Raw genomic sequence first — 25987 nt, forward strand, 5'->3', positions numbered from 1 at the left:
ATTGAGAGTCATGAATCAAAAGAGGCGACATCTATCCTGACATAGGGGGAAGACAATTCATCAAATGGGTCGGCAAGTATCGCAGATGAAAATATCTGAGAAATTAGAAATGTAAAGTAATAATAATTGGCTTTCATTATTTTAACCTTAGTCAATGTGCAATAAAAAATAATCCGTAATTTATAGTTCATATATTCGAGTAGTCAAAAACAAATTCAGGCATATCAAAAAAACCAGAGGACGCCTTCGGGTCTATGAGTTTGGCGTTATGTATACTCAAAGAAACCTTCATCAGTATCATTGTTATTATTTTGTTCATAGTGCTCATGAAGATCTTCTCGATCCTCTCGTTCCATTTCATCCAGTGCTTCCTGAAGCCAGCGTTTAGCACGATCATTAATATCTTCCTCGGAGAGAGCCGGATCTGTCTTCCTGATAGAATTACCAATAATTGTAATTACTTCTTGCTCTATTTGAGGGCGTAATTCGTAAGGTACTCTGTTCCTATGGAGAGACTCGACGTGTTCTGTTAATAACAAGTCTTCATTTGTGACTACATAGCAGTCACCAGGTTGAGCAAAAATTTTATACGTAACTGTTAGAAGTAATAGAACAATACGCTTAGTAATCATTTCAATATTCACCTTTAAATACTACGTTTTGTCCGGGTAGTATAGGCATAATAGTGGTTAGCAGGCAGATGTAAGATAGTTTTTCCGCTTTGTCAGTGGTAGTTAAGCAACGTACCAAAGCCAGTGCCGGCAAGCAGTTCGATGAAAAACCAGTTCAGAGTAGCTCTCAGCGGAAGAGGTCTTCTGTTTTTGAGCCAGTCTCCAATCAATCTTTGGTGTAACTTTTTGTATGTCAGCGTTGGTTCCCAGTTTTTATAAGCACCTGGTCTGGTGCTCTATTTTACTTTAGATTGGTATCATTGTTGGTGTTGCCTGTAAGGTGTTAACTCCGCTTTGAATGACTTTCTCCCACTGATTTGAGATGACCCGTTTTCTGCCGTGTTTTTGACCTCGACTTAACAGTTAAATTCAGGTTCGTTCTTCAGCCGATTATCTATTTCGGTTGAGCCTCTCAAAAGTGCTGGATAGCAATTCTCTTTCAGCTGGTAACTTTCACTTTTAATGTTCAGAGTCGTTGCATGATAAACTAAGGGATCCGCAAAGCGCGAATATGAAGACTAACAAAGGCATGGTGGAGGTTTATACCGGCGTGGTGAATCCTGACCCGAAGTATCAGTTGATTATGCATGCTGAAGTCATTTGCATCGGGGCGGAACAATCTATTCTGATGCCACGCTCAAAGCGGGTCGACAGCACATATATTGACTGAGGAACCATCAGGTTCTCAATTACCAGGCCCGGTTTCTTGACGACAGTGGCTTCAATTGCCGGGTAGACTTGAAGCCGTTAAGGACTCTGGGTGTTGATGAGGTCAATGCAGGAAATCAGCTCAGGTATCCAGATCTTCTCTTTGATATGTATTGCACACGACTTCAGTAAAATTCACTGATACGTTGGTGAACTACCGAAAAACTAAATGGATAAAGTGGCCTGAGAGCTATCAAAAGTGCAGTCTGCCTGCTTCATAAATTAATGGCCTTTATAGGTCAGCAGTGATTTGAAATCAGGAAAGGTGAGTTGACACATTTAATAAGAGGAATATAGAGATAGCAGGTGTTCTGATCCTCTCTTTCTAAAGATTTTCAGGTTCCATCCGGATACCCATACTCTGAGCAATAAAGATGGATATAATCTGAAATAGCGTCTAACTGTTCGTAACTTTGAAAGAAAGGGTTGTTCAAAACCTGTGACACATAAAGGTGAACGACTGGATAAAGCTCAATGCATTCTTGAATTAAACGAGCTAAGTAAACGTTGTTGAACCAAGCTAGCTCAAGAAATACCAGAATCGCCTGCTCCACAGTTGCTCCTTTTTCTGCTTATTAAGTTTTATGTAGCTAAAGGATTTATGTATTTATTTTTTTATAATGCAACAATAGCATAAAGAGTTTAAAGAGCAATGGCATCTTTATGGTTAAATGCAACCAGCTACTAAAAAAATAAAAATCAGTATGGTCAGGTTCTTAAAGTGTTAGCTTTTAGTTCATAGGTTAACTTTTCTGGCAAGCACATTCTTCGCCAAACTTCTTTGTGGCTTTTTGTTTGGTTTTATTCAAATTTAGACAAGCTCCCAACCATTTGGCTAATGGTTTTAATTTTAACTCTTTGCCTTGCTCAGTAGTAAATGGCGATATGGTTAATGGAGAAAGAAGTTGTTTCAAGTCTAGTGTCTGACTATCAGATGAGGCGCTGCAAAGGCAATTAACAAATGATCCGGTTCGTTGCGGAGCTGAGCCTCTTTACCAAATTTCGCGTAAAGCACCGCCCAAACGGGCCCACAAAGAACGATTTTACCCGACGGTTGAGCAGGAAGAGCCTCTTGCCCAGTCGTTTGGTTGTGCACGATTTGTCTATAGTAATACTTTGCGCTTTCGTACCAATGCATACTACAAAGATGGAATCAGTGTTTCTCACTCACACGCAGAAAAACGTCTTGTGTTGCTCAAGTCAGAATTTCCATTCTTGAAAGAGGTTTTAAGTGTGATTTTACAGCAAATACTCCCAGATTAGTAGGAAGCATTCAAGAATTTCTGGGCTGGCAGAAGCCAATATCCCAAGTTCAAGAAAAGAGATGCAAGGCAGAGTATCCGCCTGACCAAAGCTGCATTCAGTGTAAAGGAGGGGCAGCTTTTCATTGCCAAAAGTAAAGAGCCACTGAATATCCGCTGGAGCAAAGAACTACCTTCAGAACCTTTCAGTATCACTATCAGCAAAAATCGTGCGGGGAGTGTCAGATCACCCGTCCTAAGGTGAACAAAAACTTGTAGGGCTGCGTATAAAAATGTCTGGAAAAATACTTGCCACATCAAGTTTGTCAGACAGGCACTGAATAGATGGGAATAAATAAAGCATTTTCAAATTTAATGTCTATTGTTATGCCTCGTCGATAAGATCTTTAGGCATATCCAATTATGAGAACAGTAAGACTTTTGACTATGGTTCGCCTGTTTTTGTTATTCATTCTGGCTGTCATTTTTCCTCTTGTTGGACACAGTGCTGCTCTTACCAGCCTGTTGAGCTGGACAGGTTGGGTGAGTTCCTCCAAAGCCATTGAAAAAAGGAGTGAGACATTGGATGAAATTAGCAAACTGTCGTTTATAGGGCAGAGTCCGGCTCTCCATCTTACTTATGATCGCAAGTCGAATGCCGAGATTGATAATACAATTTCTGAACTGGAGAATAATCAGCTTTACATTGTAGTGAATGGCCAACCAAGTGACCGGTTTGTTTTTTGCTTCAGGACACCTCCAACATTTTCGTCGGAGAATTTGCCTTCTCCCCCTGTAATTACAAAGTCTTTAACGGGCAAGGGTATACCGGATATACAAGATGTGGGAATGAGGCTGGTGGCACCGGCACCAGGTAGTGGTCGTTGGCAGCATGAGTACACGGCCCGATGGCGTTTATCGGCAGGTAATCAGTCGCTGGTCCTGACCGTTGAAAATAATGGTAATGAGTGGCTTATAGAACCTGAGTGTAGTGGTATTCTTTCAGAAATAATGCGTTCGCCGTCGTATACATGGGGCAATATTTTCGGTAGCAAAAAAGCATCATTTGTTGATATTTTTTACCGTAATAAACAGGCTGTAAAAAATGGGTCTGTCAGTCCTGATGACAATAGCCGTACCAGTGGGCCTTTAGCAATATCCGCAGCCCCTGATACTATCGATAACAGTGAGTCACTTACAAGCTCTGGTGGTGGCAGTTTTGATGGTGGTGATGATTTAGACGATTTATTCAAGAAAAGGCCGGGAAATGGGTTAGCGCCTCTATATTCTTTTGAATGGATGAGTGACCTGGTCAGCAGAATAATCTTGGTGCCTATCCCTTACGCTGATGGCGAAACCGTAAAAAAACAGATTTGGGATACCCGGATTCTTCTCAAAATCAAACAGGGTTGGAATGAGCAAGCGATTATTATTTCGCAGGAACTCTGGCATAAGATAAAGATTGCAAATCTTGAAAGGAGCACTGGACTTTTTCTGGCATTGTCCAGAAATCTCGATAATCCGGAAGCTGCATTTGATCAGTACCTGAGCAGCAACCCGGCACAAGCGTCACAGGCAGAAGACTATCGTCGCTATACGCGGCAAGATTTCATTTTAAGTCCCAAACAATTACTTAGTGTGTCTGTTTTTCCGGGCCATTGCCCCACTGGGATCGGTTGCTCTGGAGGAACCAGTCAGGTTGAGAAGGAAATGGCTGACCTTGGCGCGAAGCCACCCAATTATGCCCAATCTCAAAGAGACTATGGTCGGCACCAACAAGGCAGCCGTAGTGGAAGAGAGAGTGGGGGAGATGATGGATCAGGTAGATCACCAAGCAGTGGACTATGCCAAAATTGTAATAAACCTGTTGTCGCCCTCAATAAATGCCGTGAATGCCTGAATCGTGAATCTAATTTAGTAGAGCAGGTAGCTACTAAAGAGACTCCTTCTTCAATAAGACGAAATAAGGAAATGCCGGTGTCTGAAGCAAAAGATTTTAATGCTTTAGCAATTCATGTATTTGAATGGTTTCAAACTTTGAGATCGAATGAAAAGGAGAGAATGAATTATTTTCACAATAATGATTACTATAATTTGCCAGAGCTTTATAATCTTTTATCTCATCGTTTTTTTTTAGTAAAGAATAACCTAAGTAAATTTCATTCAAAATGGGTTGAATTTACAAAAGGAAATCTGTCACTTTACTCCCTTATTTCGGAAGTCGGTGAATTGGCAAAATCGCAGGGAGTTGATGATTATGTTGAGGTGACGAGGATTATTCAAGCGCTCGCTTTACAAAGGGAGGTGTACGAGAACGAAACTTCTTTAACACTATTGAGAAGCAAATTGATGAATTATCTGGCGAGCAATAATCTTTTGGTGTCTGATGAGTCGGATAAAATTTTTTATTCAGAGTTACATCGCCATAAGAAAGCAGGATTAATTAATTTTATTTATCAGTTTTTTAAATTGATTGTTCCCTTCGTAAAAGAAGAAATTGTACCATCGGGATATGAAACAATGGTGATGTTAAATAGCTTGGCCAGAGAGATTTATGCTGAGTATTTTTTTGGTCTTCCGGATGTTGACGATGAGGGGTTATTCAACGTTATTATGTGGGGCTATGCGAGTCATAATCGATATTCTTTTATAACTTCAAATAACAAGGATAAGTTTCTTGGAGTAAACAGTCATCAATCACTGCAAAATCTGGCATTTTTTGTTTCTGAAGATGGATTATCAACTGCTGAAGAGGTTAGCGCTATGTTTACCGCTTTGGCTATTGTAAAATCAATGTTCTCGGAATGTTTAACAAAAGTTTTTCCGGAACATGCTCTTGTAATAAAAGGTATTCCCTATAAGCAACTTGATCTTTTAAGGACTTTTACTTCTAAAGCCAGAGGGCAGCTTTTTGAAGTGCTAAAACTTAGTGGGGAAGAAAAAAAAGACGAATTCATACGTAGTATGTTTTTGATCTTTGGTGTGGTTCCAAAAGAACTATCTGATGAGTTGTCTAATGAGTGGGATTCCGAACTTTTTCCATTAACGCAAGCTGCTTCTCATGCAGTAGCAGATCCTCAGTACCAGTCATCAAAAATAAGAATACCGCAGTCTGTTAATTTGGACTTTGATTTGCCACAAGGGGTACTCCAGAATATTGGATTTAAACTGGACGAAGATTGGGGGAATTTTGCCAGAAGTACGTTTCTTAGTAATGCTGATATAAGAAAGATTGATGCTGATAACGATAGAGTTGAAGATAAGGCAATGGCAATGCTAGGGCTATGGCAACAATTGAAAGTCCGAATTACCTTTATAGACTTACTGGTTGTTCTTGAAAGCATTGGACGAGCTGATCTTATAGACGACATAATGGAACTTTATGCTCTCTGAAACCATTAACTTTTATCGATAAGTCGTTTCAAACCGTTGATTTTAGGGCATTTTAGGGCGGCGGGTAACAAGGTAGTGTCGTCAACACATGTCGCAGCCAAGCATAAGGCTCATGCCCATTGATTTTTCGGTTTCGGGACAGAGTGAAGTTGGCGTTTATAGTAGCCTGACTGTGCATTTTAATAGTTTTCTGAGAAATATCAGATTAGGTGAGATTAAATAAAGAACATTAAATATAAGGTATATTGTTATCCCACCTCAATAAAATTTGCAGGCAAATCCAATTATGAAAACAGCAAGGCTTCTCGCTATGATCAGGCTGTTTCTGTTATTCACCCTGTCTGTCATTTTACCGCTTGCCGGTCACAGTGCTACTTATACCAATCTGGTGAGCTGGACGGGTTGGGGGAGCTCCTCCAAAGACATTAAGAAGTCGAGTAAGGCAGGGGTAGAAATTAGCAAACTGTCGTTTATAGGGAATGATCCACCCCTCCTTCTTACTTATGATTGCAAGACGCATGACGAGAGCGGTAAAACAGTTCCTGAACTGGATAACAATCAGCTTTATATTATCCTCGATAGCCAACCGGGCGACCTGTTTAATTTTTGTTTCAGGACGCCTCCCGCTTTGTCGACTGGACATTTTCCCTCCCCTCCTGTAATTAAAAAAACTGTGACGGGTCAGGCTATGACGGATATACAAAATGGGAGAATGAGACGGGTCGAATCGGCACATGGCAGTGGTTTTAGGCAGCATGAGTACTCCGTCAGATGGCGTTTACCGGCAGGTAATCAGTCTTTGGTTCTGGCCATCGAAGACAATGATAATGGATGGGTTATAGAACCGGAATGTAGCGGTATTTTTTCAGAAAGCGCTGCTTTAAAGTCGTCATCGGGCAGCAACACATCCGATAGTAAAAAAGCATCATTTGTTGATATTTTTTACCGTAATAAACAGACTGTAAAACATGGGCCTGATAAGCCTGACGGCAGCAGCCGTTTCAGTGGGCCTCCTGCAATACCCGGAGTCTCTGATACTGCGGATAACAGCGAACCCTACATAAGCTCTGGTGACGGTTTTGGTGGTGGCGATGATTTAGACGATTTATTCAAGAAAAAGCCAGGAAATGGGATGGCTCCCCTTTACTCTTTCGAATTAACGAGTGAGCCGGTCAGTAGAATGATCCTGGTGCCTGTTCCTGACGCAGTCGGGCAGACCGTAAAAAAACAGATTTGGGATACCCGGATTGTGCTCAAAATCAAGCGGGGTTGGAATGAACAGGCGATTATTATTTCACAGGAACTTTGGAATAAGATAAGGAGTGCAAATCCTGAAAGCAGTTCAGGGCTTTTTCTGGCATTGTCCAGAAATCCTGATAATCCGGAGGCTGTATTTGATCATTACCTGAGCAGTCACTTGGCACAACCGTTACAAACAGAAGGCTACCGTCGTTATGCAGTGCAAGAGTTTATTTTAAGTCCCAAACAATTACGCAGCGTGACCGTTTTTCCGGGCCATGTCCCTACCGGGACCAGCCACTCCGGGGGAAGCCGTCAGTCTGAAAAGCAAATGGCCAACCTCAGTGAAACCCGATCTGCCAACAACCAATTTAAAAAAGACTATGGTCGTCAAAAGCGGGGCAGCCCCAGTGGAAGAGGGAGTGGGGGAGATGATGGGTCAGGTGGATCACCAAACAGTGGGTTATGCCAAGTTTGTAATAAACCGGCACTAGCTTTCAATAAATGCAAGGAATGTCTGGATCGTGAATCCAGTGAAGTTGAGCAGGAGCCGACTAAAGAAATGCCTCCTGCAATTAGACAAGATAGAAAAACACCTGTGTCAGCAACAAAATGTGCTGACACATCAGCAATCTATGTATTTCAATGGTTCAGAACATTAAGATTAAAGGAAAGGCAGAGAGGGAATTGTTTTCACAAAAATGATTGCTATAACTTTCCACAACTTTATAATCTTTTAACTCAAAGTTTCATGTCAGATAAAAATACGCTTAGTAAGTTTCATTCCCATTGGGTTAGGTTTTTAAACTGCAGCATGTCAATTTACGAGCTTATTTCAGAAGTCGGTCGATTGGCAAAATTACAGGGAATCGAAGATTATGTTGAGGTAACAAGGATAGTTAAAGTACTTGCTCTTTACAGGGATGAATTTGAGAACGAAACTAGCTTGAAAGAATTCGGAAACGACTTGCTGAACTGCTTGACGAGTTACAATTTTATTGCCCCTGATGACTCAGATCAAGTTTTTTATTCAGGATTGGATCGCCAAAAGGAAGTAGTGTTAATTAAGTTTATTTATCAGATGTTTAAAAAAACTGGTCAGTTGCTAGAAGACGAAATGTTTCCATCGGAATTTAAAATAATATCAATGTTAAATAAATTGGCCAGAGACGTTTATAGCAAGTATGCTTTTGGCATTCCGGCTGCGGATATTAATGATCAGGAGTTATTAGAAGTTGTTATGTGGGGTTGTGCGAGCCAAAATGAATATTCTTTTATTACTCCATTTAATAATGATGTTTTTCTTGAAAATATCAATTATCAACCACTTCACCTTCTGGCATTAAATATTTCTGCCGATCAATCATTAGATGTTGAAGATGTTAAAGCAATGTTTACTGCTTTGGCTCTTATAAGATCAATGTTCGGTCCACGTTTAAACGCTGTATTCCCTGAACATGTCAGCTTTGCCAAAGATGTAACCCATGAGCAACTTGATCTGTTAAGTACTTTTACCCTTATAGCGAGGGTAAAGCTGGTTGAGATACTGAATCTTGCTAAGCCGGAAGAAAAAGATGAATTTATTCGTAGTATGTTTTTGATCTTCGGTATGCTTCCTAAGGATCTATCTCATGAACTGTGCACTCCCGAACCTGTTACGTTAACGCAAGACACTGCAGACGAAGCTGCGCATGCTCATTATCAACAATCAGAAAGAAGCACACAGCAGTCTGTAAATTTGTGCTCTACTGTAGCAGACCAGGAACTTCAGAATATTGGTTTTAAACTTGGCATCGATTGGCAAAAATTTGCCAAAAATACGGGTGTTCTTAGTGACGATCATCTAAGAAGTATTAATGTTTATAACGATAGGTTTGATGATAAGGTTAAGGCAATGATGGAAAAATGGAAACGAATGAAAGGCTGGATTACTTTCAATGACTTACTGGATGTTCTTGCAGAAATCGAACGATATGATCTTATAACCGACGTAATAGATCGTTATCATCTTTGAAGCGATTGATTTTTTATCTGCTTCCCAAGAGAAGTAGAATGGGTACCGCTGTATTTGACTAATCGACCGGATATAATAACTTTCTTCTGCTTCCGATTTTGCCGCTGTGGCTGGAGATCCCATTACTGACCCGCAGCAGCCTGATTTGATTGATTCATCTACATCCACGTCTTTCTCCAGGGTAGGCAGAGTTGTCAACACGTGGCGCAGTAGGCGTAAGGCTTATGCCCATTGATTTTTTTAGTTTAAGGACAGAGTGGTGGCGACGTTTATAGTAGCTTAGCTGCGAATTTTAAAAGTTTTTCCGAGAAATATCAGAACAGGTGGGAATAAACAAAACAACTTCAAATATAAGGTCTATTGTTATCCCTCCTCAATAAAATTTGTAGGCAAATCCCATTATGAAAACGGCAAGGCTTCTCGCTATGATCCGCCTGTTTCTGTTATTCATCCTGTCTGTCATTTTGCCGCTCGCTGGTCACAGTTCTGCTTATACCAGCCTGTTGAGCTGGCCAGATTGGGGGAGTTTCTCGAAAGACACTGAGAAGCGGGGTGAAGCATCGGGGGAGATTAACAAACTATCGTTTATAGGGAACAATCCACCCCTCCTTCTTACTTATGATCTCAAGACGCTTGCAGAGAGCGGTAAAGCAGTTTCTGAACTGGATAACAAGCAGCTTTACATCATCCTCGATAGCCAACCGGGCGACCTGTTTAATTTTTGTTTCAGGACGCCTCCCGCATTGTCGACAGGACATTTTCCCTCCCCTCCTGTAATTAAAAAGCCCGTAACGGGTCAGGGTATGGCGGATATACAAAATGGGAGAATGAGACGGGTCGCATCGACACCAGACAGTGGTTTTCAGCAGTATGAGTACTCCGCCAGATGGCGTTTACCAGCAGGTAATCAGTCTTTGGTTCTGGCCATCGAAGACAATGATAATGGATGGGTTATAGAACCGGAATGTAGCGGTATTTTTTCAGAAAGCGCTGCTTTAAAGTCGTCATCGGGCAGCAACACATCCGATAGTAAAAAAGCATCATTTGTCGATATTTTTTACCTTAATAAACAGACTGTAAAACATGGGCCTGATAAGCCTGACGGCAGCAGCCGTTTCAGTGGGCCTTCTGCAATACCAGGAGCCTCTGATACTGCGGATAACAGCGAACCCTACATAAGCTCTGGTGGTGGCGGTTTTGGTGGTGGCAATGATTTAGACGATTTATTCAAGAAAAAGCCAGGAAATGGGATGGCTCCCCTTTACTCTTTCGAATTAACGAGTGAGCCGGTCAGTAGAATGATCCTGGTGCCTGTTCCTGACGCATTCGGGCAGACCGTAAAAAAACAGATTTGGGATACCCGGATTGTGCTCAAAATCAAGCGGGGTTGGAATGAGCATGCGATCATTATTTCGCAGGAACTTTGGAATAAGATAAGGGGGGTAAATCTTGAAAGGAGTTCAGGGCTTTTTCTGGCATTGTCCAGAAATCCTGATAATCCGGAAGCTGCATTTTATCATTACCTGAGCAGTCACCCGGCACAATCGTTACAAACAGAAGACTACCGTCGTTATGCACGGCAAGAGTTTATTTTAAGCCCCAAACAATTACACAGCGTGACCGTTTTTCCGGGCTCTGTTCCTACAGGGATAGGCCATTCTGGAGGAAGCGGAACCAGTCAGGCTGGAAATCAAAAGGGTGACGTTAATAGGACTCCGCCTGCCAATACACAGTTTCAAAGTGGCGATGGTCGTCAAGATCAAGGCAACAGAGGTAGAAGTGGGAGTGGAGGAGACGATGGGTCAGATGGATCACCAGACAGTGGGTTATGCCAAAATTGTAATAAACCGGTACTGGCTTTCGATAAATGCAAAGAATGTCTGGATCGTGAATCTAGTGTACTTGAGCAGGAACCGACTGAAGAACTGCTTCCTGCAATAAGGCAATATGAAGGAAAGCCAGTGTCAGGAGCCAGTATCGTTGAGCTGGAATCGACTGAAGAACTGCTTCCTGCAATAAGTCAATATGAAGGAAAGCCAGTGTTAGGAGCCAGTGCTGTTGAGCTGGAATCGACTGAAGAACTGCTTCCTGCAATAAGTCAAAATAGGGAAGTACCTGTATCAGGAACAAAGGATGCTGATACTTCATCAATCCAGGTATTTCAATGGTTCAAAACGTTGGAATCAAATGAAAGTCAGAGAGAAGATTGTTTTCGCATTAATGATTACTATAAGTTCCCAGAGCTTTATAGACTTTTAACTCAAAGTTTTATGTCAGATAAAAATACGCTACGTAAATTTCATTCGAAATGGGTTAAGTTTTTAAATGGCAGTCTATCTCTTTATCACCTTATTTCAGAAGTCGGGGAATTGGCAAAATCCCAGGGAATTGAAGATTACGTTGAGGTGGCAAGAATTGTTAAAGTACTTGCTGTTTACAGGGATGACTTTGAGAACGAAATCGGTTTGAAACAATTCAGAAACGAATTGCTGAACTACTTAACGAGAAATGATTTTTTCGCTTCTGATGACCCAGGTAAAGTTTTTTATCCAGAGTTAGGTCGCCAGGAAAAATCAGAGTTAATTAATAATATTTATCAGATATTTGAAAAAACGAGTCGTCCGCTACAGAGTGAAATATTTCCATCGAGATTAATTACAATATCAATGCTAAATAAATTTGCCAGAGATGTTTATGCTAAGTATGGTTTTGGTCTTCCGGATCTGGAAATGGAATATGAGGATACACCAGGGATTCTTATGTGGGGCTGTGGGAGTAGTGGTGAATATTCTTTTATTACTCCATATAACAGAGATTTTATAAGTGGAATCATTAGTCAATCACTTCATATGCTGGCATTAGGAGTTACTGCCAATGAATATTTGGATTTTGGCCATGTTGAAGCTATGCTTACCTCTTTTGTTCTTATAGGATCAATGCACGGACAACGTTCAAATGATATGTTCCCTGAACATGCCAGTTTTACGAAAGATTTACCCAGTGAGCAACTCGAGCTTTTAAGCGCTTTTAGCATTAAAGCCCATGAAGCGCTTGTTAAGGTTCTGGAACAGGCTGGATCAGAAAAAAAAGACAAATTTATACGTAGTATGTTTATGATTTTTGGTATGGTTCCCAAGGAGCTATCGGATGAGTTGTTTGATGAATCGTCGGATCCCGAACCTGTTCCGTTAACACAAGCCGTTGCACATGCAGCCGCATATCCACAGTCTCAGGAATCAGAAATAAGCACGCTACAGCCTCCAACTTTGCAGTCTGATACAGCGCAAACTCTGGATGTTTGTTCTGGACTAGATATCGATTGTTACTCATTTGTTAAAAGAAGCACACCACAGCCTGTAACTTTGTACTCTACCTTAGCACTAGAGGAACTCATGAATATTGGTTTTAAAATAGGCATTGATTGGCAAAAATTTGCCAAAAATACCGGTGTTCTTAATGAAAAACATATAAGAGAGATTGATAAAGCTAACGTTGGGTTTGATGCTAAGGCAAGGGCAATGATGGAAAAATGGAAAAGAATGAAAGTTGGGATTACCTTCAATGACTTACTGGATGTTTTTGCACTAATCGGACGATATGATCTTATAACCGACGTAGTAGATCGTTATAATTTTTGAAACTGTTGACTTTTTATCTGGTTTCCAAGAGAAGTAAAATGGGTATTCCTGTATTTGACTAATCGACCGGATATAATAATCTTCTGCTGCTTCCGATTTTTACCGATGTAGCAGGAGATCCCATTCTCGAATCCGCAGCAGCCTGATTTGATTGATTCAGGAGCTGCCAAAGCGCTCAACTAAGCAACACCTGCCCCATGTCCATTGATTTTGTTAGTTTAGGGACAGAGTGATGGCGGCGATTATAGTAGTTTGGCTGCGAATTTTAAAAGTTTTTCCGAGAAATATCAGAATAGGTGAGAAAAAATAAAAAACTCCAAAAATAAGGTCTATTGTTATCCCTCCTCAATAAAGTTTGTAGGCAAATCCCATTATGAAAACGGCAAGGCTTCTCGCTATGACCCGCCTGTTTCTGTTATTCATCCTGTCTGTCATTTTGCCGCTTGCTGGTCACAGTTCTACTTATACCAGCCTGTTGAGCTGGTCAGATTGGGGGAGTTCCTCCAAAGACACTGAGAAGCGGGGTGAGGCATTGGGGGAGATTAACAAACTATCGTTTATAGGGAACAATCCGCCCCTCCTTCTTACTTATGATCGCAAGACGCTTGCAGAGAGCGGTAATGCAGTTTCTGAACTGGAGAACAATCAGCTTTACATCATCCTCGATAGCCAACCGGGCGACCTGTTTAATTTTTGTTTCAGGACGCCTCCCGCATTGTCGACAGGGCATTTTCCTTCCCCTCCTGTAATTAAAAAGCCCGTAACGGGTCAGGGTATGACGGATATACAAAATGGGAGAATGAGACGGGTCGCATCGATACCAGACAGTGGTTTTCAGCAGCATGAGTACTCCGCCAGATGGCGTTTACCGGCAGGTAATCAGTCTTTGGTTCTGGCCATCGAAGACAATGATAATGGATGGGTTATAGAACCGGAATGTAGCGGTATTCTTTCAGAAAACGCTGCTTTAAAGTCGTCATCGGGCAGCAACGCATCTGATAGCAAAAAAGCATCATTTGTCGATATTTTTTACCGTAATAAACAACCTGTACAAAATGGGCCTGGTAAGCCTGACGGCAGCAGCCGTTTCAGTGGGCCTTTTGCAATACCCGGAACCTCTGAGACTGCGGATAACAGCGAGCCTTACATAAGCTCAGGTGGTGGCGGTTTTGGTGGTGGTGATGATTTAGATGATTTATTCAAGAAAAAGCCAGGAAATGGGATGGCTCCCCTTTACTCTTATGAATTAACGAGTCAGCCGGTCAGTAGAATGATCCTGGTGCCTGTCGCCGACGGGCAGACCGTAAAAAAACAAATTTGGGATACCAGGATTGTGCTCAAAATCAAGCGGGGTTGGAATGAACAGGCGATCATTATTTCGCAGGAACTTTGGAATAAGATAAGGGGTGCAAATCTTGAAAGGAGTTCAGGGTTTTTTCTGGCATTGTCCAGAAATCCCGATAATCCGAAAGCTGCATTTGACCATTACTTGAGCAGTCACTCGGCACAGCCGTTACAAACAGAAGACTACCGTCGTTATGCACAGCACGAGTTTATTTTAAGTCCCAAACAATTACGCAGCGTGACCGTTTTTCCGGGCCATGTCCCTACCGGGACCAGCCACTCCGGGGGAAGTAGTGAGGCTGAAAAACAAATGGCCGACCTTAGTGAAACCTCGCCCGCCAATACCCAGTTTAAACAAGACAATGGTCGTGAAAGTCGAGGCAGCCGAGGTGGAAATGGGAGTGGGGGCGACGATGGGTCAGGTAGATTTTCAAACACTGGGTTATGCCAAAATTGTAATAAACCGGTATTAGCTTTCAATAAATGTAAAGAATGTCTGGATCGTGAATCCAGTGTACTTGAGCAGGAACCGACTAAAAAACTGCTTCCTTTAGCAGGAACCGTAAGGAAAATACCAGCGTCAGAAATCAATGTGGTAGAACAGGGGTCGACTGAAGAACAGCCTCTTGCCATAAGACAAGATAGAGAAATACCGGTGTCAGGAACAAAAGATGCTGATACTTCAGCAATCGAGGTGTTCCAATGGTTCAAAAGTTTGAAATTAAATGATAGGCGGAGAGCAAATCTTTTTCACGCTAATCATCACTATATTTTTCCAGAAATTTATAATCTTTTAACTCATAGTTTTTTTTTAGACAAAAATGCTCTTAGTGATTTTCATTCGAAATGGATTCGTTTTGTAGAGAATAACGTGTCACTTTATGATCTTATTTTATATGTTGTTGAGTTGGCAATATCGCAGGGAGTCGAAGAGCATCTCGAGGTGACGAGAATTATTAAAGCGATTGCATTATATAGAAATGTGTATATGGGCGAAGTTGCGTTGGTGCAATTCAAAAACGAATTGCTGACCTCCCTGGTGGGTAATAATCTTTTGATATCTGATGACTCAGACCAGGTTTTTTATTCAGGGTTAGTTCGCGAAAAGAAAGCGGTGCTAATTAATTCTATTTATCAGCTTTTTAAAAAAACAGGTCATCTTCTACAAAGAGAAACTGTTCCGTCGGGATTTAAAACAATAGAAATGTTAAATAAATTAGCCAGAGATGTTTATGCTAAGTATAATTTTGGTTTTCCGGTTATTTATGGTCGAGGGTTTGACATTGTTATGTGGGGCTATGCGAACCGAGGTCAATATTCTTTTATTACACCATCTAACAAAAATAATTTGCTTGAAATGGCTAGTCATCAAACACTTCAAAGCCTGGCATTAAATGTTTCTGTCGATGGATCATCAGAATATGAAGATGTTAGAGCTATGTTTACTGCTTTGGTTCTTATAAGATCAATGTTATCGCATCGTTTAAGCACTATGTTTCCTGAACATGTTCATTTTGCTGAAAAGCTACCCGGTAAGCAACTTGAGCTTTTGAGAGATTTTACCTTTAAAGCCAGAAAAAAGCTTATTGAGGCATTGGAGCTTAGTGAGCCAGAAGAAAGAGACGAATTCATTCGTAATATGTTTTTGATCTTTGGTATGGTACCTAGAGAATTATCTGATCAATTGTCTTGGGAAGTTAATCACGAATTTTTTCCGTTAACGCAAGCCGCTGAGTATGTATCGAAACATCCGCGGTATCATCCATTTAAAACAGGTACTCCACAGGCGGTAATTATGAAAGCTCCTTTACCACTGGGAGAATTGCTGAATATTGGTCTTAAACTAGGCAAAGATTGGAAGAATTTTGCCAGACAAACGGGGGTTTTTAATAATCACAACCTAAGGAGTATTGATGATGATATCGATGAAGATGATGGAAAGGCAATGGAAATGCTGGAACGATGGAAAAAAAGGAAAGTTGAACTTACTTTTAAAGACTTACTGCTTGTTCTTGAAAAAATAAAACGAAATGATCTCAAGCGCGAGATAATGGATCGTTATGGTCTTTGAAACTATTGTCTTTTCAGCTTGTTCCCATGCTTTTTGGCTCTGTAGCTCGTAGCCTGGGAACGAGTTGTTGAAATTTTGCAACAGTCTTCAGAACATGGGGTTAAACGGCATAACTGATAATCAATCTGAATGCTTTTGTTAGGATTTCTTTCGAAGTTGTTAGTAAGACTATTGAACAAATATCAAAGTTGAGACTCCAAGTTAACGTGAGATGAAAGAATTAAGGGATTATATAATGCACTCAAATGTAAATATGGAGGGTAGTGGTTTCTTTACTGCTACAGATAATTGTCCAAATAACCAGGCAAAAGAGCGGGTAACCTATCAGAGTCATACCCTGGCCAGTGTGGTGCCTTTAGTCGGCTCTGATTTATCAGGGGTGAGTGCTTGTCAGCAAACATCTATCAGGTTAAGAAAATTCTCCGCTTATGATCGTCCTGTAAGTCATGTCTTTAAACATATTCAAGATGTTATTTCAAAGAAATATGGAATCACTGTTGGATTCAATAAAGATAGACTTGTTTTTGATTTGACTAAAAAAATCAATGAAGAACAGGATGCGGATTTAGAAGCTGGTGAATATCATTATTTAATCTCAAGTGCCTTCGATGGTACAGATATCCCTGATTTAATCAGAGCTGAAAGGCTAATTCCTATTGTTCTTAAAGGTTCTAGTAAAAATCAATTAATTTTAGAGTTTAAGCATTTTCCTGAGGCCTACGTGCATACTCTTTATGGAGAAGAGACGCCACTTAAAACACTATCTATTACGCCCTTTTATAATCCTGAAGCATTAAACGATGTAGATACTTCTATGTTAAGGCTGGATATGTCTGATATAGGGTTCACAGATGGCTCGCCACGATACATTTTTACTACAGAGATTTACCCCTGCATTTGTGTCGCTTTTTTTGATAAATCCCAGAATAAAGTGCTGTTTAGTCACTTCACTGGTACAGATTTTTTACCTGAAAATCTTTCAGGAGTTTTTGATTTTTGTGATGAGCAGAAAATGAAAAGCCTTGAATGCCATATTTTTTGTGGAGAATGTAGATATTTAGGTCAGAAATACGGTTTTTTAGATTTAATTGACTTTATATCCGCAAAAGGCGTTCCCATAAAACAGATGTTTGTCGGTGATAGTAAAGACCGTCCAAAATCGGTAGTTATAGACACCAGGGACATGAGTTTGTATGGGCTTCCTTTTAGTGATCTTGCTTTTCCTGCAAGCGGCCACGACATGTATGTATCAAAAAAGAAACTTAGGCGTATAGCAAAGATGCCTCTCATAACGAAGAATCATAGCCTTTCATTATTTACGGCTGGTTTGGATGCCTGATTTAAACTGAAACGAGTGAAAAGGCCAGCTTTCGTGACACAGTAATGGTAAAAGACTGGAGGTTATTGTCAGTCTTTCTGGCAATGTTGTTAGTAATAAAGGTGAACGATACTCGAAATAAAGTCTCTAAAATAACTGAGTGATTTAAGATTGAGGAATTATATTATGGACCCAGGAACAGGCTTGGATGGAAGCTGTGTGTTTGCTTCCTTAGATCATGCTTCAAAAAACCAAATAAAAGAACAGGGAAAAAATCAGGGGCATACTGTTGCGAGTGTTATGCCTCTGGTTTCGTCTGGTTCCTATTGGATGAGTGCCTGTCAGCAAACTCCTATCAGTTTAAGAAAATACTCTGCTTATGATTACCCCGGAAAACAAGTCTTTAAACACATACAAGATGTTTTTTTAGAAAAAAGCGGAATCCCTGTTGTCGTCAATAAAGGAAGGCTTGCTTTTGATTTCACTGAAAAAATCAATGAGGATCAGGATGGCTTTTTTAAAGGTGCAGGGTATCATGCTATATTAGGACATCTATTCGATGGCACAGATATTCCTGATTTAATTAGAGCTGAAAGACTAATTCCTGTTGTTCAGGAAGGGGATAGTAAAAAACAAATGATTTTAGAGTTTAAGCATTTTCCTACTGCCTATGTCCATACTCTATATGGAGAAGAGACGCCTCTTAAAACACTACCTATTGCGCCTTTTTATAATTCTCAGGCTTTAAATGACGTTAATACTTCGATGCTGAGGGTTGATACGTTTGATGTGGGGTTTAGCGATGGCTCGCCACGTTACATTTTTACTACAGGTCTTCAACCCTGCATTTGTGTCGCTTTTTTTGATAAATCTCAAAATAAAGTGGTACTTTGTCACTTTGGTGGAACAAATTTTTCACCCAAAAATCTATCAGAAATCTTTGATTTTTGTGATGAGCAAAAAATGAAAAGCCTTGAGTGTCACATTGTAGGCGGAAAATATAATTATCTAGGTCAGAAAAACGGCTTTTTAACTTTGATCGATTATATATCTTCAAAAGGTGTACCCATAAACCAGATGTTTGTAGGAGATACCAAAGAACGCCCAAAATCTATAGTCATAGATACCAGAGACATGAGCTTGTATAAGCTTCCTTTTTGTGAACTTGATTTTCCAGTAAGCTGCTATGAAATGGATTTAACAAAGGAAAATTTCAGGCATATGGCAACGATGCCTCTCATAACAAAAAATCACAGTCTTTCATTATTGACAGCTGGTTTGGATTCCTGATGTGAATTGAAACTGAAACGGGCGAAAGGGCACCCTTAGTGGCACGCTGAGGGTGAAAAACATATGTCAGACATTGTTACACAATTGTTTGTAACGAGCGTGAACGACTGCCGAAATTAAGTCGCTAAAGTAACTGAGTAGTTGAAGGAATTTTATTGTGGACCCAAAAGTAGGTTTGGATGCAAACCGTCTTTTTACTTCTATAGAACACACTTCAAATAACCAAGTAAAAGAACAGGTAACACATCAGGGGTATTCTGTTGCGAGTGTGGAGCCTGTAATCTCCCGTGGTGATCAGGGGGGGAGGGAATATCAGCAAACTCCTATCAGTTTAAGAAAATACTCTCCTGATGATGATCGTAGAAGTCATCTATTCAAACAGATTCAAGATATTGTTTCAGGAAAAAAAGGAATTGCTGTTGACATTAATAAAGATAGCCTTATTTTTGATTTGACTAAAAAAAATAATGTCAATCAGGATAACTATTTTAAATATGGTGACTATCATGCTTTAATCGGATATGTATTCGATGGTACAGAGATCCCTGAAATAATCAGAGCGGAAAGGTTGATTCCTGTTGTTCGGAAAGGCTGTAAGGCTAAACAATTAATTGCAGAGTTCAAGGTTGCTCCTGAGGCCTACGTTCATACTTTGTATGGGCAGGAAATGCTTCTTGAAACAAAGCCTTTTACCCCTTTTTATAATCCCCAGGCATTAAGGGATGCTGATACTTCTATGTTAAGAGTCAGTATGGATGATTTGGGCTTCACAGATGGTTCGCCGCGATATATATTTACTACAGCTCTTGCCCCCTGCATTTGTCTTGCTCTTTTTGACAGGTCTCAAAGTAAAGTGCTACTTGGTCATTTTGGGGCTGAAGATTTTTCATATGAACACCTGTCAGATATTTACAAGTTTTGTGATCAACAACAAATGAGAAGCCTTGAGTGTCATATTGTCGGTGGCTGGTATCAATATTTAGGTATTGAAAACGGTTTTTTGAGCTTGATCGATTTTGTATCTTCGAAAGGCATTCCCATAAAACAGTTGTTTGTTGGTGACACCACAGATCGTCCAATGTCAGTAGTTGTAGATACCAGGGATATGAGTCTTTACGGGCTTTCTTTTAAAAGCCTGGACTTTCCGGTAAGCGTTGCAGAAAGGTTCAGATCAAAGAAAGAACTCAAGCGCATAGCCAAAATGTTTCTCCTGACAAAAGATCATAGCCTTTCACTGTACACATCTGGTTCGGGTGCCTGATGCGAGTTAAAAGCGAAGTGCGAAATAAGGACATTGATAGAGAGTAAAGAAGCTCCGGCCTGTTTAACGGAGCTTTTCGAACGTTGTGCGGTCAGTCGTGAAGGTGTTCCGCTGCGTAAAGTGTGTTTTCCAGCAGAGTGGCCACGGTCATCGGACCCACACCGCCTGGTACAGGTGTGATCCAACTGGCTCTCTGCTGTGCCGTTTCGAATTCGATATCACCTACCAGTCGACCGTCGTCCATACGGTTAATGCCGATGTCGATGACTATTGCGCCTTCTTTAACCCATTCACCTTTGACCAGTCCGGGTTTGCCAACAGCAACCACCAGAATCTCTGCTCCTCCTACAACCTCTTCGAGGTCGTGGGTAAAGCGATGAGCTGTTGTTGTTGTGCAGCCTGCCAGCAGTAATTCCATGGTCATGGGGCGGCCAACGATGTTGGATGCGCCAACGATTACCGCATTTTTGCCGCGAATGGCTTCACCGGTACTTTCCAGCAGGGTCATAACACCTTTTGGTGTGCAGGGGCGCAGCATTGGGATGCGTTGAACCAGACGGCCAATATTATAAGGATGAAAACCATCTACATCTTTGTCAGGACGAATGCGTTCTAATACAGGGTCGCAGTTGATGTGATCTGGCAGTGGCAGTTGAACCAGGATTCCATCGATAGCCGGGTCCTCATTCAGCTGGTCAATAAGACCCAAAAGGTCTGCTTCGCTGGAAGAGGCAGGCAGGTCATGAGAAACAGAGTGAAAGCCAACACGTTCACAGTCACTTCTTTTTTTGCCTACATATACCTGGGAGGCAGGATCGTCACCCAGCAGAATGACAGCAAGACCCGGTACCCTGAGTCCCTGTTCAATCCGTTGTTTGACGCGTTCAGCAATGGAATCTTTCAGTTTTGCGGCAATGGCCTTGCCGTCAATGATTCTAGCGGTCATGGTTTTTGGTGGATGCCTGTTAAGCGGACGAGTTGCCCATTTTATCATGGAAGTTCTTCATTGTTCATGAATTGAATAGGTCGAACATACTTATAGGTATTAGCTAGAGTTCTCTTGGAGTGCCGAATGACCTAGGTGATTGATTTCGTCTGAAAAAATGAGTGTTTCGAGTCTGGTCAGTCTGGTACCCCTGTGTTAGATTAGTCGTCGTTGGAAGCGAGGCGGATCTCAAGTCCGGCAAGTCGTTGATGGCTCAAATGATTGAATTAAATCGACGTTGACGAGGCACTCTGTTCTGGGTAATATTCGCCGCGCTGCAACGAACAGCACTCTGGATTAACAGAAAGTTATCCATGACTCGGGGTATAGCGCAGTCTGGTAGCGCGCCTGCTTTGGGAGCAGGATGTCGGGAGTTCGAATCTCTCTACCCCGACCAGATTAATCACTGGTTGAAATGTTTAGAATTTAGACGAGTGATAACTTATGATGCGCCCGTAGCTCAGCTGGATAGAGCATCCGCCTTCTAAGCGGATGGTCGCAGGTTCGAATCCTGCCGGGCGCGCCATAATTAACTGTCTCGATGAGTCGGTTGTTACTGGTGGGCGTAGCTCAGTTGGTAGAGCCCCGGATTGTGATTCCGGTGGTCGTGGGTTCGAACCCCATCGTCCACCCCAGTTTGAAAAAAGGGTTTAGCCCGATATTTGGTTTGTTAAGAGTTAAGCAGCATCGGTAAAGTGCTGTAAGCGGATGTGGTGGAATTGGTAGACACGCTGGATTTAGGTTCCAGTGCCGCGAGGCGTGAGAGTTCGAGTCTCTCCATCCGCACCAGTAAACGATACGGGGATAAGCATGCTTATCCCCGTTTTTGTATAGGAAAAATAGCCTGTTTGAGTCGGACATTCTCTCTGCAGCTAGTCCGCAGTCCCAGCTTGCTGGTGAGGCGTGAGAGGGGTGGGGGTCTGTTTGTATGATCCGGGGTGCAACCTATAAGTACTTTTGCTAGTCTATGCGCCTTTGTTTCATACGTACTGCAACTCAGGTTTTATTGAGGAACGCAAATGCAAGTCTCCGTAGAAACGACTTCCGGTCTGGAGCGTCGCCTGACAATTACAATTCCCGCTGACAAGATCGATGGGGAAATCAACAAGCGACTGCAGGATCTGTCTCGTCGTGTTCGCCTGGATGGTTTCCGCCCCGGCAAAGTGCCTATGAAGGTCGTTAAGCGTCGCTATGGCCTGGGTGCACGTCAGGAAGTGCTTGGTGAGCAGATGCAACAGGCGTTTGTAGAGGCGGTAACCCAGGAAAACTTGAATCCTGCAGGTGCGCCCCGTGTTGAGCCCAAGAATGACGAGGAAGGCAAGGATTTTGAATTCGTAGCCATCTTCGAAGTTTACCCGGAGATTGAAGTGGGTGACTTCGCAGGGGTTGAAGTTGAGCGCCCGGTCGCTGAAGTTTCCGATGCTGACATCGATGAAATGGTAGAAACTCTGCGTGCTCAGAGCAAAACCTTTGAAGGTGTAGAGCGTGCTGCTGAACTGGGTGACCAGATCGTATTTGATTACGTGGGTTCCTTTGCTTCAGGAGAGAAAGACGGCGAAGAGTTTGACGGCGGCAAGGCAGAGAATGCTACTCTGGAACTGGGCTCTGGCCAGATGATTCCGGGCTTTGAAGACGGTCTGGTAGGTGTATCAGTCGGTGAAGAGAAAACGCTGGAACTGACCTTCCCGGAAGACTATCACGCTGAAGAGCTGAAGGGGCAGGCTGTTAAGTTTGCTTGTAAAGTACACCAGGTTCAGGCTGCCACTCTGCCAGAACTTGATGAAGCATTCTTTGAGCGCTTCGGCGTAGCTGAGGGTGGCGAAGAAGCTTTCCGCACTGAAGTTCGCAAAAATATGGAGCGTGAATTGCGTCAGGCTATAAAGAGCAAGGTTAAGAACCAGGTAATGGACGGTCTGCTGACCACTCACGAGGTTGAGGTTCCTTCGCCACTGGTAGCCCAGGAAATCGACCGCATGCGTGAACAGGCTCTTCAACGCTTTGGTGGTGCTCAGGGTGGTTTCGATCCTAAGCAGTTGCCTGCTGAACTGTTCGAAAAAGATGCCAGGAAACGTGTAGCTCTGGGGCTGCTGATTGGTGAAATCGTCAAGCAGCGCGAAATCAAGGTTGACGACGATCGCGTTCGCGCCATGATTGAAGAAATGGCCTCTGCTTACCAAACGCCACAGCAGGTTATCGACTGGTACTACAGCAACGAAGAGCAACTCTCTGAAGTGAAGTATGTTGTTCTGGAAGAGCAGGTAGTGGATACTGTTCTGGAAGCAGCCAAGGTTTCTGATAGCGAATGCAGCTACCAGGATGCAATCAAGCCAGCTGCTCCTGCTGAAGAAGCCGAAGCTTCTGATGAAGAGCTGGCCTGATCAGGGCGTTGTCTAAGGTTTTGACGCGCGCTGCCGTATTAACGCCTTGTGTGCGTCGATAATGTTAGTCACTGTATCACTATAGTGGTTAAACCATGACACGTTTCGCGACCCGCTCTGTGCGGGTCGTTCCTCTTCGACTTGGCAAGGAGTTAAGACAGGACATGTCCAGACTGATCGAAACGCAATCCGTGGCAATCACCAATTCCGGCCTGGTTCCAATTGTCGTTGAGCAGTCCGCCAGAGGTGAGCGTTCTTACGACATTTACTCAAGGCTGCTCAAGGAAAGAGTTATCTTCCTGGTGGGTCAGGTTGAGGATCACATGGCCAATCTGGTTGTGGCTCAGTTGTTGTTTCTTGAGTCAGAGAATCCAGACAAGGATATCCATCTCTATATTAATTCTCCGGGTGGATCGGTCACTGCCGGTATGTCTATTTACGACACCATGCAGTTTATTAAACCGGATGTCTCAACCATGTGTATCGGCCAGGCCTGTAGCATGGGCTCACTGCTTCTGGCAGCAGGTGCTAACGGAAAACGTTACGCACTGCCTCACTCCAGGGTGATGATTCATCAGCCGCTGGGTGGTTTTCAGGGGCAGGCGTCTGATATCGCCATTCACGCCCAGGAAATCATGACCATCAAGGAGCGTCTGAATCGTGTGCTGGCCAAGCATACCGGGCAGCCCATGGAAGTGGTTGAAAAAGATACTGATCGTGATAATTTCATGAGTGCCGAACAGGCAATGGAATACGGCCTGATTGACAAGGTTCTGAGTAGTCGCATTCCGACTGACAAGTAAAAGCGTGGAGTTTGAACGAAAATAGCCTCGAGCTGTCTATTCTCGTTCAGACTCCCGAATACCATCTGGCAGAAATCTATTAAAATCAGGTAAAGGTGGCCAGTTGATGCTTTCATGGACGCAGTCACAATATTGGTAACAGACTGCCGCAATGTGACGGAGTACATTGAATCCATGACAGTTTCTGCCTGAGACATGAAAAATAGGTCTGACTGACCTTTCGTAGACTGTTTTTCTGTAATTTCTCCTGTTTGACACTTGAAAATACGCCCCAATGCCTGCATCTTGTTTTTATGACAGGTGTTGTTCCTCCAACAGGTAATCGAATGACCGACGAAACTAGCGGCAAGGGTGATGATAACGGCAAGTTGCTGTACTGCTCTTTCTGCGGAAAAAGTCAGCATGAGGTGCGCAAGCTCATTGCCGGCCCTTCCGTATTTATTTGCGATGAGTGTGTTGATCTTTGCAACGACATCATCCGTGAAGAAATTCAGGACAGTGAGACAGAGACTTCCTCTGACAAGTTGCCGACACCCCGGGAAATCAAGGATATTCTCGACGAATATGTGATCGGTCAACCGCGCGCTAAGAAAGTGTTGTCGGTTGCTGTATACAACCACTACAAGCGCCTGCGATATGGCGATAAGAAAAAAGATGATGTAGAGCTGGGCAAGAGTAATATCATGCTGCTCGGGCCTACCGGTAGTGGTAAGACATTGCTGGCCGAGACACTGGCAAGACTGTTGAATGTGCCCTTTACTATTGCCGATGCCACCACTCTGACCGAAGCGGGCTATGTGGGTGAAGATGTTGAAAATATCATCCAGAAGCTGCTACAGAAGTGTGACTACGATGTAGAGAAGGCCCAGGTGGGTATTGTTTACATTGATGAAATTGACAAGATTTCCAGAAAGTCCGACAACCCCTCAATTACCCGTGATGTATCCGGTGAAGGTGTTCAGCAAGCCCTGCTTAAGTTGATTGAAGGTACTGTTGCTTCCGTTCCGCCACAAGGTGGTCGCAAGCACCCTCAGCAGGAATTCCTGCAAGTTGATACCTCCAATATCCTGTTTATCTGTGGTGGTGCCTTTGCCGGTCTGGATAAGGTGATTCGGGATCGCACTGATAAAGGTGGTATTGGCTTCTCGGCTGAAGTGAAGAGTAAGGATAGCAAGAAGGATCTGAGTGAAATCTTTAAAGAGGTTGAACCGGAAGATCTGGTTAAGTTTGGTCTGATTCCGGAGTTTATTGGTCGTTTGCCAGTGATTGCAACGCTGGAAGAACTGGATGAAGCTGCTCTGGTTCAGATTCTGACCGAGCCAAAGAATGCTCTGACCAAGCAGTATTCAAAGTTGTTTGAAATGGAAGATGTCGATGTCGACTTCCGTGAAGACGCTCTGCGTGCAGTGGCTAAGAAAGCTATGGAACGAAAGACGGGTGCCCGTGGTCTAAGGTCTATTCTCGAAGGTGTTTTGCTGGACTCCATGTACGACATACCTTCAGAGAGGAGGGTTTCCAAAGTGGTCATTGACGCTTCCGTGATTGAAGGCAAGTCTGAACCGCTGATGATTTATGAAAACACTGAAACTCAGAAGGCTGCATCTGACGACAGCTGACTATAAGTTCGCGTTTT

Annotated in this window: 15 protein-coding genes and 4 tRNA genes; 16 read left to right on the forward strand and 3 right to left on the reverse strand. The window is 42.5% G+C overall.

Going from position 1 to position 25987, the window contains the following annotated elements:
- Positions 1-266: 266 nt before the first annotated feature.
- Positions 267-632 carry a hypothetical protein gene (locus tag P6910_RS11010; RefSeq protein WP_317146298.1) on the reverse strand — a complete coding sequence of 122 codons (366 nt, stop codon included), beginning with the start codon at positions 630-632 and terminating at the stop codon, positions 267-269.
- 550 nt (positions 633-1182) lie between these two features.
- Here P6910_RS11010 and P6910_RS11015 point away from each other — a divergent pair.
- The 3 genes from P6910_RS11015 to P6910_RS11020 all read left to right on the forward strand — a co-directional run bounded on the left by P6910_RS11015 (position 1183) and on the right by P6910_RS11020 (position 6013).
- Positions 1183-1341, forward strand: a complete 159-nt coding sequence (locus P6910_RS11015) for a hypothetical protein (RefSeq protein WP_317146299.1) — start codon at positions 1183-1185, stop codon at positions 1339-1341.
- 1037 nt (positions 1342-2378) lie between these two features.
- The gene (locus P6910_RS26810; RefSeq protein ID WP_410493928.1) at positions 2379-2642 is read left to right on the forward strand and encodes a helix-turn-helix domain-containing protein; all 264 of its coding nucleotides are present in this window, start codon (positions 2379-2381) and stop codon (positions 2640-2642) included.
- Between the two features lie 401 nt (positions 2643-3043).
- Positions 3044-6013 (forward strand): hypothetical protein, encoded by a 2970-nt coding sequence (locus P6910_RS11020; RefSeq protein ID WP_317146300.1) that lies wholly within the window; start codon positions 3044-3046, stop codon positions 6011-6013.
- Positions 6014-6065: 52 nt separating this feature from the next.
- Here the strand turns inward: P6910_RS11020 and P6910_RS26815 are convergent, their stop codons facing one another.
- The gene (locus P6910_RS26815) at positions 6066-6191 is read right to left on the reverse strand and encodes a transposase domain-containing protein (protein ID WP_410493902.1); all 126 of its coding nucleotides are present in this window, start codon (positions 6189-6191) and stop codon (positions 6066-6068) included.
- Between the two features lie 108 nt (positions 6192-6299).
- On the opposite strand from P6910_RS26815, the gene P6910_RS11025 reads away from it, so the two are divergent.
- The 6 genes from P6910_RS11025 (at position 6300) to P6910_RS11050 (ending at position 20188) form a co-directional block, all read left to right on the forward strand.
- On the forward strand, positions 6300-9266 hold the full coding sequence (locus P6910_RS11025) for a death domain-containing protein (protein ID WP_317146301.1): 2967 nt from the start codon (positions 6300-6302) through the stop codon (positions 9264-9266).
- Positions 9267-9667: 401 nt separating this feature from the next.
- Positions 9668-12904, forward strand: a complete 3237-nt coding sequence (locus P6910_RS11030) for a hypothetical protein (RefSeq protein ID WP_317146302.1) — start codon at positions 9668-9670, stop codon at positions 12902-12904.
- Between the two features lie 373 nt (positions 12905-13277).
- On the forward strand, positions 13278-16319 hold the full coding sequence (locus tag P6910_RS11035) for a death domain-containing protein (RefSeq protein WP_317146303.1): 3042 nt from the start codon (positions 13278-13280) through the stop codon (positions 16317-16319).
- Positions 16320-16530: 211 nt separating this feature from the next.
- A complete protein-coding gene (locus tag P6910_RS11040) occupies positions 16531-17658 on the forward strand; it encodes a hypothetical protein (protein WP_317146304.1) in 1128 nt (375 codons plus the stop codon).
- Positions 17659-17823: 165 nt separating this feature from the next.
- Positions 17824-18927: a hypothetical protein gene (locus tag P6910_RS11045; RefSeq protein ID WP_317146305.1), complete on the forward strand. Its 1104-nt coding sequence runs from the start codon at positions 17824-17826 to the stop codon at positions 18925-18927.
- A gap of 157 nt (positions 18928-19084) precedes the next feature.
- Entirely contained in the window at positions 19085-20188 is a 1104-nt protein-coding gene (locus P6910_RS11050) for a hypothetical protein (protein WP_317146306.1), read from the forward strand.
- Positions 20189-20279: 91 nt separating this feature from the next.
- On the opposite strand, the gene folD is transcribed toward P6910_RS11050, so the two are convergent.
- The gene (folD, locus tag P6910_RS11055) at positions 20280-21134 is read right to left on the reverse strand and encodes a bifunctional methylenetetrahydrofolate dehydrogenase/methenyltetrahydrofolate cyclohydrolase FolD (protein ID WP_317146537.1); all 855 of its coding nucleotides are present in this window, start codon (positions 21132-21134) and stop codon (positions 20280-20282) included.
- 359 nt (positions 21135-21493) lie between these two features.
- Here folD and P6910_RS11060 point away from each other — a divergent pair.
- The 7 genes from P6910_RS11060 to clpX all read left to right on the forward strand — a co-directional run bounded on the left by P6910_RS11060 (position 21494) and on the right by clpX (position 25970).
- Positions 21494-21570 (forward strand) — tRNA-Pro (locus P6910_RS11060).
- A gap of 52 nt (positions 21571-21622) precedes the next feature.
- Positions 21623-21699, forward strand: a tRNA-Arg gene (locus P6910_RS11065).
- Positions 21700-21732: 33 nt separating this feature from the next.
- Positions 21733-21808 (forward strand) — tRNA-His (locus P6910_RS11070).
- Between the two features lie 69 nt (positions 21809-21877).
- A tRNA-Leu gene (locus P6910_RS11075) sits at positions 21878-21962 on the forward strand.
- Between the two features lie 230 nt (positions 21963-22192).
- Complete coding sequence (gene tig / locus P6910_RS11080) at positions 22193-23551, forward strand: trigger factor (protein WP_317146307.1); 1359 nt, start codon at positions 22193-22195, stop codon at positions 23549-23551.
- Between the two features lie 164 nt (positions 23552-23715).
- Complete coding sequence (clpP, locus tag P6910_RS11085; RefSeq protein WP_317146308.1) at positions 23716-24354, forward strand: ATP-dependent Clp endopeptidase proteolytic subunit ClpP; 639 nt, start codon at positions 23716-23718, stop codon at positions 24352-24354.
- 326 nt (positions 24355-24680) lie between these two features.
- The gene (gene clpX / locus P6910_RS11090) at positions 24681-25970 is read left to right on the forward strand and encodes an ATP-dependent Clp protease ATP-binding subunit ClpX (protein ID WP_317146309.1); all 1290 of its coding nucleotides are present in this window, start codon (positions 24681-24683) and stop codon (positions 25968-25970) included.
- Positions 25971-25987 lie beyond the last annotated feature (17 nt).

Source organism: Endozoicomonas sp. 8E, assembly GCF_032883915.1.
Taxonomy (GTDB): Bacteria; Pseudomonadota; Gammaproteobacteria; order Pseudomonadales; family Endozoicomonadaceae; genus Endozoicomonas_A.